This window comes from Streptomyces sp. NPDC093252, assembly GCF_040683675.1.
Taxonomy (GTDB): domain Bacteria; phylum Actinomycetota; class Actinomycetes; order Streptomycetales; family Streptomycetaceae; genus Streptomyces.
Window position 1 is genome coordinate 94,066 of record NZ_JBFBEM010000005.1, and the last position, 16,329, is coordinate 110,394.

General features: G+C 71.0%; 7 protein-coding genes. 1 reads left to right on the forward strand and 6 read right to left on the reverse strand.

The features are described 5' to 3' along the window. The first annotated feature begins 341 nt into the window (after positions 1–341). Positions 342–7,976: a hypothetical protein gene (locus AB0O01_RS12050; protein ID WP_365312614.1), complete on the forward strand. Its 7,635-nt coding sequence runs from the start codon at positions 342–344 to the stop codon at positions 7,974–7,976. 373 nt (positions 7,977–8,349) lie between these two features. Here AB0O01_RS12050 and AB0O01_RS12055 read toward each other — a convergent pair whose 3' ends face one another. From AB0O01_RS12055 to AB0O01_RS12080, 6 genes are all read right to left on the reverse strand, one after another. Beyond that, entirely contained in the window at positions 8,350–8,655 is a 306-nt protein-coding gene (locus AB0O01_RS12055; protein WP_365312615.1) for a LuxR C-terminal-related transcriptional regulator, read from the reverse strand. Positions 8,656–8,767: 112 nt separating this feature from the next. Then, positions 8,768–9,400, reverse strand: coding sequence for an isochorismatase family protein (locus AB0O01_RS12060; RefSeq protein WP_365312617.1), 633 nt, complete (start codon positions 9,398–9,400; stop codon positions 8,768–8,770). A 115-nt stretch (positions 9,401–9,515) separates the two neighbouring features. Continuing rightward, a complete protein-coding gene (locus AB0O01_RS12065) occupies positions 9,516–11,246 on the reverse strand; it encodes an FAD-dependent monooxygenase (RefSeq protein ID WP_365312619.1) in 1,731 nt (576 codons plus the stop codon). 182 nt (positions 11,247–11,428) lie between these two features. Then, complete coding sequence (locus AB0O01_RS12070) at positions 11,429–12,391, reverse strand: PaaX family transcriptional regulator C-terminal domain-containing protein (protein ID WP_365312620.1); 963 nt, start codon at positions 12,389–12,391, stop codon at positions 11,429–11,431. Positions 12,392–13,228: 837 nt separating this feature from the next. Further along, on the reverse strand, positions 13,229–14,734 hold the full coding sequence (locus AB0O01_RS12075; RefSeq protein ID WP_365312622.1) for an ATP-binding protein: 1,506 nt from the start codon (positions 14,732–14,734) through the stop codon (positions 13,229–13,231). Positions 14,735–14,925: 191 nt separating this feature from the next. Next, complete coding sequence (locus AB0O01_RS12080) at positions 14,926–16,299, reverse strand: hypothetical protein (RefSeq protein ID WP_365312624.1); 1,374 nt, start codon at positions 16,297–16,299, stop codon at positions 14,926–14,928. Between the last annotated feature and the right edge of the window lie 30 nt (positions 16,300–16,329).

A 16,329-nucleotide genomic window follows, 5' to 3' on the forward strand; every position in this document is an offset into this window, starting at 1 on the left:
CCTGGCGAGTCGGCATCCGTACGCTCTGCGCTCATGGTTCTCTCGGTGCCGCCCGGGTGCCGCCCGGAACGCCGGGCAGGACGAAGCCGGTTGCGCCAGCCAGGAGCTGGCCCGGTGATCGGGGGCAGGGAACAGTCCTCGTAGGATGTTCATGTTCACGGCACCGTGGGCGCGAGGCAATACGGCTGACGTTCCGCCCCGTCGCCGCCGCCCGTGCCCGCTCACGCAGGTTCCCTGCCCTCATCAGACGGGAGCCCTGCGTCTCCGGTGTGAACAGTGGCGACGACTCGTCGCCTTGGAGCCGTTCTGGCACAGGGCGCACAGAAGAATCGGGCATCTGAATGGCTTCTGACGAGTTGAACGGTCTGTTTCTCGTGCTGACCGGACAGCAGATGCCCGATGCCGACCCGGAGCTGATGCGCGCCCATCTGGTGGGGCCGCAGCGTGAGCTGGAGGCCCGGATCGCGGAGGTGCAGGCGCTGCTGGTGCGGGTGGCCCAGTCGGTGGCGGGTGAGTCGAACGGGACGTTCAGCGAGGCGTACCACGAGGCGATGCTGACCCTGGCCCACCCGGACGGCCAGGCGGTGCTGGCGGGGCTGAGGGACGCGGCCGGGCAGTTGGGTGACGCCATGGAGGAGTCGGCCTACCAGGTCGAGTACATGAACCTGATGATCGTGTTCCAGCTCGGCATGTTCCTGGTCGAGTTCGCGGCGACGTTCGTCATGGCGCTCTTCAACCCGGTGGGGGCACTGCTGCGTCAGGCGTTCCTGCGCAACGTCTACGGCAAGATCCTCACCAGCCTGGTGTTCAGGGTGCTCCTGGCCATCGCGGAGCAGCAGGTGCTTCAGGTCGGGCTGGCGGTGGCGATGGACCGGCTGGCGCAGTGGACACTGGCCCGGCAGGGCAGACACACCGTGCAGGGGAGCAACTACCTTGTGCAGGCTGCCGCGTTCGGGGCGGTGGCCGCCTTCGTGGCGGTGCCGGTGCAGTTCGGCGCGTCCTGGCTGGCGCAGAACCTGATGAAGCGGACGGCACGCAATGCCGGGGACCGTCTGTCCGGGGAGCTGGACAACGCGTTGTCCGGGCGGCCGGGGGGTCCTGGGGGCAGGGGCGCCGGGGACGGGTCCGAGGGCGGTCCGGCTGTGAAGCCGGTCCCGCGGCCCCGACCGGGTCAGGACCCGGGCGGGTTCACCGGGAACACCCTCACCGGCATCGGGGGCGATGACAGGGCGTTCGCGCGGGGTTTGTCCGGTCAGGTGTCCTGGGTGGTGGACGGGCTGTCGCGGGGCGGTGATCCGGGGCCCGCGGGCCGGTCGTTCATCGAGGGCACGGGGGAGGTGTTCGCGCGCCGGTTCGGTGGCGACATGGGCGGTGACGGTCCCGCGCGGGAGCTGGGTGAGGACTGGGCGGGCGCGTTCCTTCTGCACCTGGACCGGGACGGGATGGGGGACGCGCTGCGGTCGGTGCTGCGGGACGGGCGGCTGCCGGTCGCGGTTGTGGGGGACGATGTGGTGCGGGTCATGTCGGAGCGGGTGGCGCACTGGTTCGGTCCACGGGGGCGGGGCGGCGATGTCCTGGGATTCGCCCTCCAGGGAATCGGGGACGGCGTGACCGGCGTCGGTTCGGAGGTGGTCTACAACGGGATCACCCAGCAGAAGGTGACCGTCAGCGGTGGTGTGTTCATGACCTCGATGTCCAGTGAACGCTTCGCCGACGCCCTCAACCTCGGGGCGGACTTCCTCGCCGCCAAGTACCGGCTGTCGGACCTGAACCTGAACACCGCGCTGAACCTGGACACGGGCCCCAGGACGGAGGGTCCAGCGCGCCCGTCCACGACCAGTACCGACAACGACACACCCCGTGTCGCCCCGGACACGGCGGATGGCCCGGCCCCGGTCCGAGCCGTCCCGGGCGGCGCCGACTCCGGCGTCATCACAACCAGCCCGCCGGGAACCAGCACCGTCACCGGCAACCGCTACGGCACTCCGATCAAGGGACTGGGTTCGGTGGCCGGCCCGCTGAGCGGTGTCAGCACCTTCGACGTGCCGGGCCTACCCGTCATCAACCCCACGCCGATGACGAACACCTCATCGCCGCATGCCCCGCTGATCGGTGCTCCGCCACCGGGCCCCGTCCCCGCACCGGCCTCCGGCAACGGGATCACCGACCGCTCCCAGCCCATCGTCGGCGCCGAGGGGGAGGTCACCGGGCAGTATGGGCGGGCCCCATCGCCGGTCACCATGCTCCCGCCGGGCAGCGATGCCACGGCCCTGCCCCGAGCGGAGGTCACCGGTACACCGCCGTTCACCACGGACAGGCACGGGGCGGGAGACCCCAGGACCCCCGACCTCGGGCCCGGCGAATCCCTGTCTCCGGGCACGGCATTGGTTCCGGGGGCCGGTCAGAACGGCCCCACGGTCGTGGCGGCCCGTCCGGTGCCCTCGACGACCACGGACAGCACCGTCGACCGTCTCTTCGCCGTCCTCGCGCCCGGTGCGGGTACCACACCCGATGCGGGCGGACGGGGCAGGGATCCCGACCGGCCCACGCCGGGCGAACGCAGTGACTTCGGCCGCGCCACCGGCACGACGGGCTCGCCCGGGCAACTCGCCCGTGACGCCGGTGCGCCCGTCACCCCTCTGCTCCCGACTGACATCGACCCGGACCACTCCGAGGACTCGGCCGTCACGGAGAGCACCGTCCTGACCGACATGGGCGACACGCCTCCCGAGGCGATTGCGACGGCTTCCTCTCCAGGCGAGATCCGTTTGCGCGCCGCGGTCGACGCCGCCGCCGACTCCGCCCGCAGGCAACACGACACCGGGCAGAGGGGATCCAACAGCCCCGGCCCTTCAGCCCGAACCGCCCTTACCGGTACCGGCACAACAGACCCGCGCACTCCGACCCCGCTCCGCGCCATCAACTGCGTGGTTCTCCTGGGACATCTGGTCCATCACCTCCACCCCCCGACCGGCCCTGCCTCGACCGCGGAGACCGCCCGCACACCCGGTGGCGGGGTGCGGGCCGCCCAACCCCTACGCGCCCTGGACGACACGGACACCGGCCGGGACAGCGCCGCGGACGCCCGCGAACTCAGTCTCGACGACGGCCCCGGCCCCAGACTGCTCACCGGCACCACTAACGCCGAGCGGCGCCTGGCACCGGGCCCCGGCTGGGCCACCGTCTCCTCACCCGCCGCGGTCCGCGACGTACTGCTGAACCCGGCGACCAAGCCCGGATCCACCGCCCTGATCCTCATCCAGCACGACAACAGGCCCGGCCACGCCTTCGCCGCGCACCGCACCGAGACCGGCGTGCACTGGGTCGAGATGCAGACCGAATCCCCCGAGGGCCCCCTGATCAGCGACGACCAGCCACCCCACTGGCCCGTCCTGACCCGTGCCGTCATCCTCGGCCCCGACGGGCGAACGATCCCCGACGCCTTCCGCGACGGCACGGGCGACCTCACCGGCCGCCGGCCCAGCGACATCGAAGCCCTCCTCGACCCACCGAGAAACCGTACCTACGGAGCCGCCGGCCGCGGCGCCACGGCGTCGTCACCACCTCGGCTCCCCGACTCCCTGATGCCCTCCAGGGCCATCCGTGACAAGATCCTCCGCTACATCAGCCAGGACCAGCTCAAGAACGTCCTCGGTGTCAGCAGGAGCAGTGTGGTCGCCTGGTCGAGTCCGACGGGACCCAAGATCACGGCGAAACGCGTCCCTTGGGTGGCGGTGTTCGCGCTGATCATGCGCCTGCACGGGCTGGACACCTTCGACGCCGACGGCCCCGAGCGCACCTGGTACGACCAGGCGATCAGCCACCGAGCGGTACGGGAGTACATCGAAGAACTCCTCCCTCGGGCGAACGAGCACATCGTGGTCCTCCCTCCGCAGTCCATGCGCCGAACGCTGGCCTCGGGTGTGTCGGCCGTGACGCTGGACAGCCTGGTGCAGGTGGCCAGGAACACCGTCTCCCGCTGGGAGAGCGGTCGTCAGGACCCGGGTATCAGCAATCAGGCGACCTACGTGGCCGTGCTCACCCTCGTCATGGACTTCTTCGGTCTCGACACCTACGACACCGACGGACCCGAGCTGACCTGGTACAACACCACCCTTCGGAACCCCGACGTACAGGCGGGCAGGGTCGAGCGCCGCGATCATGTGGTCACGCGTCTCACCGAGCTCGGATTCGTCCCAGGGAACCACGGCGACGGTGACCCGCCACCCGGAGCGGAACCCACCGGGAGCGGGCAGGACGCTGAGCCGGTCACTCTCCACCATCCCTGGGCACCGGCCGAAGCCGCCCCCGAGCCACCCGGCCCACCCGGCTCGGTCCCTCCGGCCTCTCCCACGGGGAGCCTCCCGCCGGCCCCGGCCGACCGAGCCCCCCGGGCCACCGTGGTCAGGGCCGCACATGACTCGGACGAGGCCGTGTGGTCGTACCAGAACCTGGACGCGGTCTACGCGGGGCCGACCGCGCAGAGCGCCCTGTCCCTTCCTGAGACGAGCGACGAGCGCGCCATGCTCCGCAACGTCACCCACGACCAACTGGCGGCCCTCTTCGACGTCACCAAGAGCACCCTCAAGTCATGGCGGAAGCCCGGCGGACCGGCAAAGGGACGCACACTGTACGCAACGGCGTTGGCCCTGGCCATGGAGGCCCACGGCGCGGACACCTACGACTACGAAGCTGACAGCACCGGGCGCACCTGGTATGACGACATCACCTCACGCCCGGCGATCCGCGCCCTCATGGATGTGTTCCGCACCCGCGCCCGGCAGTACGTGCTCATCCTCCCTCCGCAGCACCGGCGTCAGGGACTGACCCAGGACGTGCCCGGCAGGGCCCTGGACCGCCTCATGGGATTCGACTACGACACGGTCTCCTACTGGCACAGGGGACTCTGGAATCCGCAGGAGGCCCACCAGGCACCCTACGCGGCGATGATGACCCTGGTCATGGACTTCCTCGGCCTGCATCGGTACCCCCACGGCGCCGACCGCGCCTGGTACGACCTGGTGACGCTCAACCTGGCCGTACGCCGGTTCAGGGCCGACCGCCGCGACGATGTGTTCGCCCGGCTCACCGAACTGGGCTTCACCCGCGGACGGCACTACGACAGCGCAGCGCCCGACGGCGGTGGCCACGACATGGGACCGGTGCACCTCCATGACATCGCCTCGGCGACGGCCATGATGACGGAGCCGGCCATTCCCCCCGTCCTTTCCGGTATCGACGACATCACGGAACTGAGTGGTCTCGCCCCTGCGCCCGACATCACGGCCTTTGAGGGCTTTACCCTCGCGCCCGGCACCACCGGCCTCGCCGGTTTCACCCCCGCACCCGACCCCACCGCCCACCTCGACTCAGCCTTCTCCCTCGACGTCGGCCTCACCTTCTCCGAGCCCAGCCCTCTCGCCGACGCCACTTCCTCCCTCCCCACCCTCCCCGCCGACATCACCCCACTCCCCGAACCCGGCATTGCGCCCCACTCCAGCACCAGCCCCGCGCCCGACCCCACCCCCCTGCCCGACGCCTTCACCGAATGGGACGACAGCGGCTGGTTCGAGTTCGCCGAGACCGAGCCGCTCTTCCTCCCCGACACACCGCCCTCGCTCCACCCCGCCGAGGACGACGGGCTTGACCGGACGCCGGAGACGGCAGGTGCTCGCAGTCCGCTGAGCGACACCGACTCGGCGGCGATGATGCGGCAGCTTCTGACGCAGGAAGCGCAGAATCTGGAGCGGCGTCTCGTGGATGTCGCCCCGGGCGGCAACTGCTTCTTCGACGCGCTGATCGAGGCGGGACGCGACGTGCCGGAGAACATCCCGCCCGGCATGCGGATCAATGACATCCGGAACTACTTCGCCGATGACCTCGACGAGGACATGAACAACCACGGGAACGACAGCGCCTGGGCCACGTTCCGTCATCTGATCGTCGACGACCCCACCGATGTCCACGGCCAGTCCATGCCCCACCTCGACCCCTACGCCAGATTCGTCCACGTCATCCGGACGTCCGGTCTGTGGAACTCCCAGGCGGGCGACTTCGCCCCGCGGATCGCCGCCCGCGCGTTCAACCTGCGGATTCACGTCCTGAGCCTCAGCCCCGGCAGCCTCGCCCAAGCCCAGCCCGTCGTCAGCACCAGCTATGGAACCGCCGGTGCGCGGGAGATCTGGCTGGCCCACGTCCCGGGCCACTGGCTGGCCCTCCCCAGGATCCCGGCGAACGCCGCCCCCAGCACCGCCCGGGACACCGCCCTCCGAGGCGTATCGCCGGCCGTTCCCGTCCCCGCCACGAAGGAGCAGCGCACCCGGCTGCGTGGCCCCATCGTGCGAAACCTCTTCGCCGGCCTGGCCGACACCAACCACAACAGCATCAAGACATGGGAAGCGGGCCGCCCCGTCAGCGAGAAGAAGGCGGTGAACTACGCGGCGGCGCTCGCCGTCGTCGCCGAGCACCACGCGCTGACCATCCCGCCGGATGACGCCGCCTTCCTCCAGCAGGCGCTCGCCCACAGGGACGTCAGACGCCGTATGAAGAAGATCCGCACGGAAGTGCTGGCAGTGCTGCTGCCTCCTCCCCTGCCCGCCACCCACGAGCAGCGCGTCCGCATGCGCGGCGTCCTGAGCCGACAGGATTTCGCAGACCTCGGCGGATTCCCGCTGACGAGCCTCGCCCTGTGGGAGACACAAGGCAATCCCAAGGGCGTGCGGATGGTGCGCTACTCCGCGGCCCTGGCCGTGGCAGTCCAGCACAGGCTCGGCACCGATCAGAGTGGCGTGGACGCGACGGAGCAACATCTGAGGGACCAGGACATGGAGTTCCTCCTCCAGGCCATCGCCCATGGCCAGGTGAGCACAAGGATGGGAGAGGTCAGGGACAGCATCCGGAAGCGGCTGGAAGAACTCGAAGAGCAGGGAGAGCAGGCAGAGGCTCCACATCCGCAGGAGCACGACAGCTCCACCGAAACTCCGGCACCCTCCCCCGGCCCTGCCGTGGCGGAGCCCCCTCCCGCCCGCAAGCGCCCACGGGGCGAGAGCGCATCGGTCCTCCGCCGATCGAAGCGCGTCCGCACCGCCGCGCAGAGCACCGCCCACGTCACCCCCACCCCGCCCTCCTCCCGGACGTCCTCTCCGCTCTTCACCCCGCGTTCCTCTCCGCTGTCCTCCCCACCCCCCGACAGCCCGCCGCCCCCTCCGGCCAAGAAGCGTCGGGCCCGGACCACGCGGCGTCAGCCCGCCTCCACTTCGCCTCCCGTTCCCCCCAGCTACGCCCAGCGCATCCGCCTGCGAGGCCGCATCAGCGCGACGGCACTGCAACGGGTCTTGGGAGTCTCGAACAAAACCATCCCCAGTTGGGAGACCGACACCAGCCCGAGGGGCAAGAACGCCGTGGCCTACGCGGCGGCCCTGGCCGTGCTGGCCGAGTACCAGCTCCCGGCCGATCAGCACGAGGACGACGCGGAGTTCCTCCGGCTGGCCCTCGCCCACCCCGAGGTGAGCACCCACATGGAGACGATCCGCACGGAAATAGTCAGCCTTCTGCAACGACTGCCTCTCCCGGTCACCTACGCACAACGCATCCATCTGCGCCAGGGTCTGGCCAGGAGCGCCCTGGAGCGAATCCTGAAGATCTCGGACGGCAGCATTCACCGATGGGAGACGAAGGGCGATCCGTCTGCCGAGGCCACGGTGAACTACACGGCGGCACTGGCCGTGATCATCGAGTACGCGGCCGAGACCGAACACGTCCGGCTCGACGACGAGGACGCGGACTTCCTCGGCCGGGCCTACGCGCACACCGACGTCAGCCATGCCATGGGCACGCTCCGGACAGCGATCCGCCAGGCACTCGACATCCTCTGGGAACAGCCCGGCTCTCTCGGCAGCGGCACTCCCGACAGCAGCGCCTCCGGCGGTCGGGACCTGGCAGCGGACGCCTTCCGAACACTGACGCAGGACGCCTGACACGAGGATGTGCGTGAGCGTTCCCCAGCAGGGCCCGACCCCACACCAGACCGGCCCAGGGCCTCGGCAGGAGGGCCGGCTCCGGTGTGAGCGGGTGGCGGGGCGGCAGCGGCCGGTGCCGGCCGGGCCTGGCGGGTTCGGTGCCGACCTCCACCGCGATCGTGAGGAACTGCGCCCAGGTCTCGCCGCGCAAGCAGTCGGCCCGGTCGCGCAGGCGCAGTTCCCCGCGCGCCTGTGGAGAGCCCCGGGTCCCGGGTCATGCCCCGGGACGGCCACGGTCACCCGGTCTGCCGGGGGTCGGGGGCCGGCGGGATCGACCCGTGGCCGGGCCCGCCGCTGGCAGACCTTCGATGGCCGGCCAGCGGTCAGGGGTTCATTCCCGGTGACGTTCGTCGCTGCTTGCCCACCACACGCCGAGCGCGAAGGACTCGCCCGGGGGAATCCCGAGCGCTTCGTAGACGGCGGCGAGGCGCTTGCCCACGGTGCGTGTCGCGATTCCGAGTGCTTGGGCGATCTCGGCGTGGGACTGCCCGATGGCCCGGAGTCCCATGACGGCCCGGGTCCTCGCGGTCGTGACCGGCCGGGCCAGCGGGGCGGGCGGGTGTCCCGGGAGTGGGCCGCGGGCTGGATGTCCCGGCCGTCCGTGCCGCGGATCTGCCTGTGGAGTTCGGTGGGCCACAGGGTCCGCTGGAGTGCGGCCTCCAGCAGGAGCAGGGTACGCACGTCGGGCATGCCTTCGCCCCGAGTCTGGGGCAACGCCGTAAAGGCTCGTCCCGGGAACGAGCGGTGGTTCAGCCGCGCGCGCCGAGGCTGATGGCGTTGGCGAGCTGCTGGGTGTTCTTGGCGAACGACGGGTCGAGGCCCTGGACGGACCGGTAGATGTCGACGGTCCTCTCGTCGTCGTAGGTGACCTGGATCTCCGCCGCGAGGGAGAGCCAGGTGGTCAGGGCCACTCCGTGCTGGGCCAGGCGGGCGAGGGCGGTGTCGTGGCCGACCTGGGTGGCACCGGCGGTCGCGTCGACGACGACGGTGACACCGAGGTCCCGCTGGAGCGCGCCCATGGTGGTGCGCAGGATGCATCCCTCGGTGGTGAGTCCGGCGAGGACCAGATGGCGTACGCCGGTGTCCGCGATGGCCTGCTCGAACGTGGGGTCACCGAAGGCGTCGAAGGTGCCCTTGCGGTGGACCCGGGCATGGTCGCCGATCTCGGCCCCCAACTCCGGGTAGAGCGTGCCCCGTGCGTCGCGCTCGGGGCCGAGGGTGACCACCAGCGGCATCCGGTACCCGATGGCCAGCCGGGCCAGCGCGACCGCTCCGGTGATGTTGTCGCTGATGGACTGGGTGCGGAACAGGTTGGCGTAGCCGGTGACGTAGTCGACGAGAACGATCGCGGTGTTGTGGGGTGTCCGCAGGTCGATGTCCATGAGAGTTCTCCCTTCGCTGTCTCGTGTGTCTTCTCTGTGTGCTGTACGACTGTGCTGGTCGTGCGGTTGTGGCGGCGGGTGGGTCCGCTCCACCGCGGAACGCGGGCCCGTGCGGTCAGCCCTTGACGAGTGCCCTGGCCGGGTGGGTGCCGAAGAGTCTGGCGAACACATCGCCGAGGAGGACGGCGGCGTCCTGGTCGGGGCTGAGGGCCGGGGCCCGGAAGGCGACATGGCCGTCGGGGCGTACGAGGACCGCGCCGGTGTCGCCCAGCCCGTAGCAGTCCGCCCAGTCGCCGTCCGGGTCGGTGTAGTCACCCCGGTCGCCGATGACGTAGGTGTCGATCGCGATGCCGCGCCGACGGGCGGTCTCCCGGGCCGCCTCGGCCCACTCGTGCCCGGCGGGGGGTGTCAGGAGCACGAAGCGGGAGTGGAGCAGGTCGATGGTCGACAGTTCCCTGCCCTCGGGCCCGGTCAGCCGTACGTGCGGGGCGTGTGCCCCGGGCTGGGCGCTGGGCCGGTAGTCGGTGACGCTGTGCTCCGGCAGGGGTGTGCCGTCGGGGACGACGGCGGCGGACTCGTAGATCCGGCCGAACTGCTGGCCGTAGGACCAGTACTGGGCCTCCTGGCCCGGGATCGCCTCGGCGATGCGGCGGCGGGTGGCCTCTCCCTGGGGCAGTTCGATGTCGGCGATGCTGTCGGGGTCGGTGAGGATCCAGCCCACCTCGGCGGTCTTGCGGGCGTTGAAGAGGGTCAGGTCGGTATTGCTGATCGCGGTGGCCCGGCGTTCGGTGCCGTAGGTCGCCAGGAGGTCGGGTGAGGCCGTGCCGCGCAGCACTTCGTGGAGCTTCCACGCGAGGTTCTGCACGTCCTGGAGCCCGCTGTTCATGCCGAAGCCCCCGGCGGGCGGGAAGCGGTGGGCCGCGTCGCCGACCAGATAGACCCTGCCCCGTCCGAAGCTGTCGGCGAGGGCCGAGTCGATCTGCCAGAAGAACGTGCCCCTGATCCGGATGTCCAGGTCGGGGACGCCGACCGCCGCGCGGATCACGTCCGTGCAGCGCTGGGGGGTGAAGTGGTCCCTGGCCAGGGTCTCGGGGTCGTACTCCCAGGAGTAGACCCACTGGCGCGCGCCGTCGTAGGTGATGACACAGCCCTGGGTGTCCGGGTTGACGATCCAGTGCAGCACGCCGACTTCGTCGCCGATATAGGGGGTGAGATCGGCTTCGAAGCAGACGTTCACCTGGTGGCTGAGGGGCGGTGACTCCTGGCTGGCGATGCCTGCCGCGCGGCGTACGGCGCTGCGCCCGCCGTCCGCTCCGACGAGATAGCGGGCGCTCACCGTCTCCTCGGCGCCGGTCGCCTCGTCGACGAGCGTGAGTTCCACCGAGTCGGTGTTCTCGGTGATGCCGGTGGCCCGGACACCCTCGTCCAGCGTGACGGTCGCGAAGGTCCGCAGCCGTTTGCGCAGTACGTCCTCCAGCCTGTCCTGCGCACACCAGGCGTGCATCTCGGGCGACTGGCCGCGGGCCTGTGCCACGCGGTCCGCGTTGAGCATCTGGTCGAAGACTCCGAGCGGGGGCCGGTTCAGCCGGGTCAGGTAGACGTAGCGGCTCCAGTCGTCGGAGGGGAGGCCGCTGGCGCGGCGGATCTCGTCGCCGAGATCGAGTTGCCGGAAGAGTTCCATGGTGCGGGCGTGGATTCCGCTGGCGCGGGGGTGGCGCAGCCGTTCCCGGCGGCGCTCCACGACCCGGACGTCGATGCCCCGACGGCCCAGTTCGATGGCGAGCAGTGTGCCCGTGGGCCCGGCGCCGACTATGACGACGTCATGGTCTGTCCCGTTTTCCTGCATCGTGTTCCTCGCTTCCGTCGGCACTGACGGTGGGATGCGTGCGATGTCATGACGAACGATTCGTGAGACACAAACTTCGATAGAGGCGACTTATGTGTCTTGTATCTGTCTAGACCGGGGGTTGTGGGGGCGTCAAGGGGTGTGGCGTGTTCTGGTCGGTGCCGGGCGGGGCGGCCCGCGGTTCAGTTCTCGGGTTCGTCGTCCTCGGCCAGCCGGGCCCAGGAGCGGTTCGCGGCCCGTTCGAAGCGCGCGGACAGACGCCGGTAGGCGGCGGCGGGGTGCTCACCGGTCCACTGGGCGGGTTCGCAGTCGCGGGGCAGGCCGGGGTCGCGCAGCGGGAGGTGGCGCCAGGCGTGCAGGATCCTGGCACTGGCGGCGAACGGGTCGTCGCCCTGGGCGGCTTGTTCGGCCTCGGTGATGAACGAATGGCGGGCCTCGGCGATCTCGTCCAGGTCCCACGCCTGTTCCACCAGGGTCCGGGGGTCGCCGAGTTGTCCGGGCCGGGCTCGGAAGGAGGCGGCACGGTCGCGCAGTTCGAGTTCGCTCAGCGCGATCACGGCCTGGCCCTCGGCGCCGGGGGCGAAGCTGAGATGGAGCGACGGGGTGAGCTGGCCGAATCCCGACCAGCGCAGCCGGTTGCGGAGTTCGTCCCGGCGGGCGGGGGCCAGCCCGGCCGTATCGAGGGTCAGCAGGGTGACGCTGCCGTCCCAGATGTCTGACTGCCCGGCGAACAGGGTGAGCCGGTCCCTACCCTCGCGTAGCAGTTCCTCACCGTCGGGAGTGAGTGCGACCAGGCCCCTGCGGCCCACCGGGGTGGTGACGATCCAGCCGTCGTTGCGGGCCCGGGTGATGGCCTGGCGGGCCGCGGTCTCGTCGAAGCCGAGCCGCTCCATCGCGCCGATCATGGTGCGGGCCCACACCGGCCGCCCCCAGGGCAGCAGATACTCGCCCAGCAGGGTCAGCAGCATACTGCGCGCGCCGCCCGCGTTCAGCAGACGGCGTCCCGGCCGGTGCCCGGCGAACGCCAGCATCTCGGACCGCGCACTGCGAACGGCCCGTGTGCCGGGACCGCCCGGCTCACGGGGCCCGCTCTCCTGCGGGTTCCGCCCCTTCCCGCTCGGTTCTCCGCTTCTCGCCCGTCCCATGAGGCACACCCTACGGTTCGCCACCGACACCGCACCCCGCCGCCGGGCAGGCAGCGCCGTCTCCGGACCGGGCGCGGAGTTCCGGGGGGTGACCCTCGGGGCCGCCCGCCGGGCGGCGCGGGGCGGGGGCGGTCCCGCGGAACACGGCTCGCGCACCCCTTGGAGCGGTCGTCCGTCCCCGCCGGGCGCAGCCCGCCGGGACCGGGCCCGGCCGCGCGCGGGGCGGTCGGCTACTGACCGCCGTCGGCCGTCTCCCTCAGCAGCGGCGCCAAGGGCCCCATTCAGGTCCGCCCCAGCGAGTCGGCCCGCCCGCCGTGCACCGGACCGGTGCTATACTCGCCCGCCAGGAACCGCACCCCGAGCATGATCTCCATATGGGCCCCGACCAGCCCCTGCACATCCGCCTCTGCCTCGCCGCCCCCTGTCAGAGATCATCACCCTGACGCCTTCAGCCCTGCCGGGGGCACCCGGGGAAGGACCCCCAACCCGCGGACGGATTCGACGGGATTGCCGCTCCTGGCACAGCAACCGCTGAACTGCCGAACCACGGGCCACGTGACCAGCGCGTGACCAGCAGCGGGCAGAAGCAGTGAGAAACACCTGGATGCAGGCGGAGCCATCCAGGAAGCGAGATCCAGCAATCAGATCACAAAATACCTGGTCAGACGCCCTTCATCGCTCTGTCCGGCCAGAAGTGGCGGCCCCGGTCGTCTCCGTGGTTTTCACGTCTCTGACCTGCGGCGATGTGATCCGAAAACCCTCCCTGTGACCAGCGCGCAAAAAATGCCTCATGGCAGACGCTGATGCAAAGGACCGGCCGCTCTTGGTGTCAACGTGTCAGCCGCCGTAGAGGGTGGGCAGATCGACCAGGAGGAGATCGTCCCGGCGCTCGGCCAGGGCCACCAGATCGGGATAGAAGCCGTGCAGGGAGTACAGGGCCAGCGTGGTGCCAACGGTGTCGTACCCCTGAACTGCGAGCAGGGCACGGATGCGTTCCAGGCGTTCCAGGTCAGCGGTGCCGCGCCGGGCGACGGTCGCCTTGGCCTCGCCCAGCAGCGCGATCCTCGCGCGAGGAGCCTGCGGGCGCTCGCCGGCGGCCAGGGCGATGACATCGACCTCATGGCGCGTGCGGGCCGCCTGGTCGGCGACCTCGGTGGTGCCGACCGGGCCGGGTAGCCCGCCGGGCAGCAGGGTGTGGGCGTAGCGGCGGGTGAAGTCGCGGGCGAGGGCCTCGAAGTGCGGTCCGAGGATCTTGGAGTTGAAGGTCGGGGCGGCCTGCTGCCACACCTGTTCGGCGAAGCCCTGCTCGACGGCGGCAGCCTGCGGGAGAGTGATGAGCTGGTTGAAGCGGATCACTGGGTCGGCGAGCGTGATGACGGGGTGCCTGGAGCGGAGGATGTCCTGTTCCCGCTGGATGTAGCCGGTGGATTCCAGCACGCCGAGGGGGTGAGCGACGGCGTTGCGCGGGCGTTCCAGGGCCGCGCCGATCTTGCTGGGGGTGGTGGCGCCCTGCGCGATGGCGGTGAGGATGTCGTAGTACAGCGTGTGCTGGGTGATCCGCGGGTCCTCGCGCAGCAGGTACTCGGTCTCCGTGCGCGAGTACACGGCCCGCCCCGGGTCCAGCAGCGTCCGGGTGAGCCAGGTGTCGAAGCCGTCGTCCGGATGCGGCCGGGCGGCCACCGGCCGGTAGCCGGGGGCTCCGCCGAGGACCGCGTGCACCTTCAGCGCGGTCAGCGGGTCGTCGATGTGCCAGAAGGCCCGGCTGTCCCGGTAGTCGAAGGGACCCAGCCGGAGATCGACCACGGCGCGTCCGCGCAGCGGCTTGGTCCCGGAGAGCAGTTCGTGCATCACGCTCATCGCCGAGCCGCACAGGATCAGCCGCGGGCCCGGCCCGGCGCCGGGCCCGGCACCCCGCTGGCGTTCGTCGTAGAGCTGTTGCAACAGCCCCGGAATTTCAGGCGAGTGCTGGAGCAGGTACGGCAGTTCGTCGATCACCAGGAGCGGGCGCGACGAACGGGCGCTCACCTCAAGGGCGTTGGACAGGACGTCACGCCAGTCGGTGAGACGCAGACTCCCCGGCCGCAGGCCGGCGTGGGTGGCGACCGCGTCACTGAATCGCTGGATCGCGGGCAGCCGCCCCTCCTCCCGTACCGCTGTGACGTACAGGCCGCCCACCTGCTCGGACAGGGCCTGGAGAAGGAACGACTTCCCATGCCGCCGCCGCCCCGACACGATGCCGAGCCGCATCGCCGGGTCCGGGTCAGCGAGAAAGTCCGCGAGCAGATCCCACTCCCGGTCCCGGTCGACCACGTAGTCCGGCTTGGCCGACAGACTCTTCTCCACTCGCTCTCCTAGATCTCCATCGACGACCGCTACGGAATATGTCTAAGTCTACTTCGACGGAAAGCGTCGTATTGGAATACGACTCCACTCTTCGCGAGTCGAGCCCGGGAGATCCGGCGCGATGCGCGGGCAGATGCGCGACCGCCTCCTCGGCGCGCGCGGCGCAGGTGGGGGCGGAAAGGGCAAGCGCGCTACGGCTGCCCCATCAGGACGATGCCGCTCACCTCGTGCACCCGGCCGGGGTTCACCGGATCCCCGACGGTCACCCGCCAGGTCCCCGGGCCCGGGAGGGTGAGGCGGGTGCTGTAGGAACCGTCGCCGTCACTGCGCAGGGTCCTGCGACCCCCGGGCCGGCCGGTCTCCGCGTCCTCGGCGACGGCGGTCAGGGGGAGCCGGTCGTCGTCGGCGGTCACGGCGATGGGGCAGTCCGCCCCCTCGGCGACGATCTCGGGCAGATCGACGGTCAGCTCCCGGCGGCCGTCCAGGAACTCGCGTGGGTCGCGGGCGGTGAGCAGGGCCTCCACCTGGTTGAGCAGGGCCCGCTCGTTCTGGAGGGCGCCGTGCTTCTGGGCGAAGTAGCGCACGGTGGAGTCGTCGGTCAGCCGGGCCGGGAAGCAGGAGAACCTGGGAACCGTGCCGTCGCCGAGATGGTCGGCGCCGTCCAGTTCGCGCAGGCCGTCGAGGCCGGAGCCGGTGAGACGGGCCGACTGACGGGTGGGCTGGCGGTAACCGCCGAAGACGTGCAGCGGATAGCCGTGGTCGTCGGCCCGGTCCAGTTCCTCGTGCAGCCGCAGGGCGTCGGCCGCCAGGTGGGGGTTCACCCCCGGTATCCGGCGGCCGGCCAGGGAGGTGCGCCCGGTGCCGTCCGCGGCGACCAGGCAGTCCCAGGTCGGCAGGAGCTGGTGCAGGGCGGGCAGGGAGCGCGCGAGCCGGGTGAACGGCTCGGACAGACGGCCCAGCCCCGGTGCCACTCCCCCGTGCAGTGAGGTGAGCGCGTTCACCGAACCCCGGTAGGGCGTGCCGATGGTGACGAGGCCGCGGGCCCGGCGGGCACCGCCCAGGACGTCCAGGTAGTAGCGGGCGATCAGACCGCCCATCGAGTGGGCCACGAACACCGCCTTCGCCGCGGGGTCCCCGGTGCGGGCCCGCCAGGCGTCCAGCGCGGCCGTCACCCGGGCGGCGAGCCGGTGCGCGTTCAGCCGGACCGAGAGCCGCCAGTCGTACGGAAAGGCCAGCAGGTTGCCGTTCTGCGCGCAGACACCCAACCGGCGCTCCAGGAAGGCGAGGAGCGTTCCGTAGCCGTCGATCGCGGAGACACCCGGCAGGATGTGGAGTCCCCTGATCAGGCCGACGGCCTCGACGCCGTCCCCGGGGTCGCCGTCCCCGAGGTCGGGGGGCAGCGCCAGGGAGCGCACCTCGTTCAGCCCGCCCAGCGCGTTCCGCCCGGCGACCGCGAGCGTATGGTTCCAGACCTCGCGCCCGTCCCTGGCCAGTACGCTGCCCATGATGCCGGGCAGGACCACCACGAGATCCGTCACGGGTGCTGTCACAGGAAGCGTCGGCACGGATACGATCCCCCGTTGTTCAATTCACCG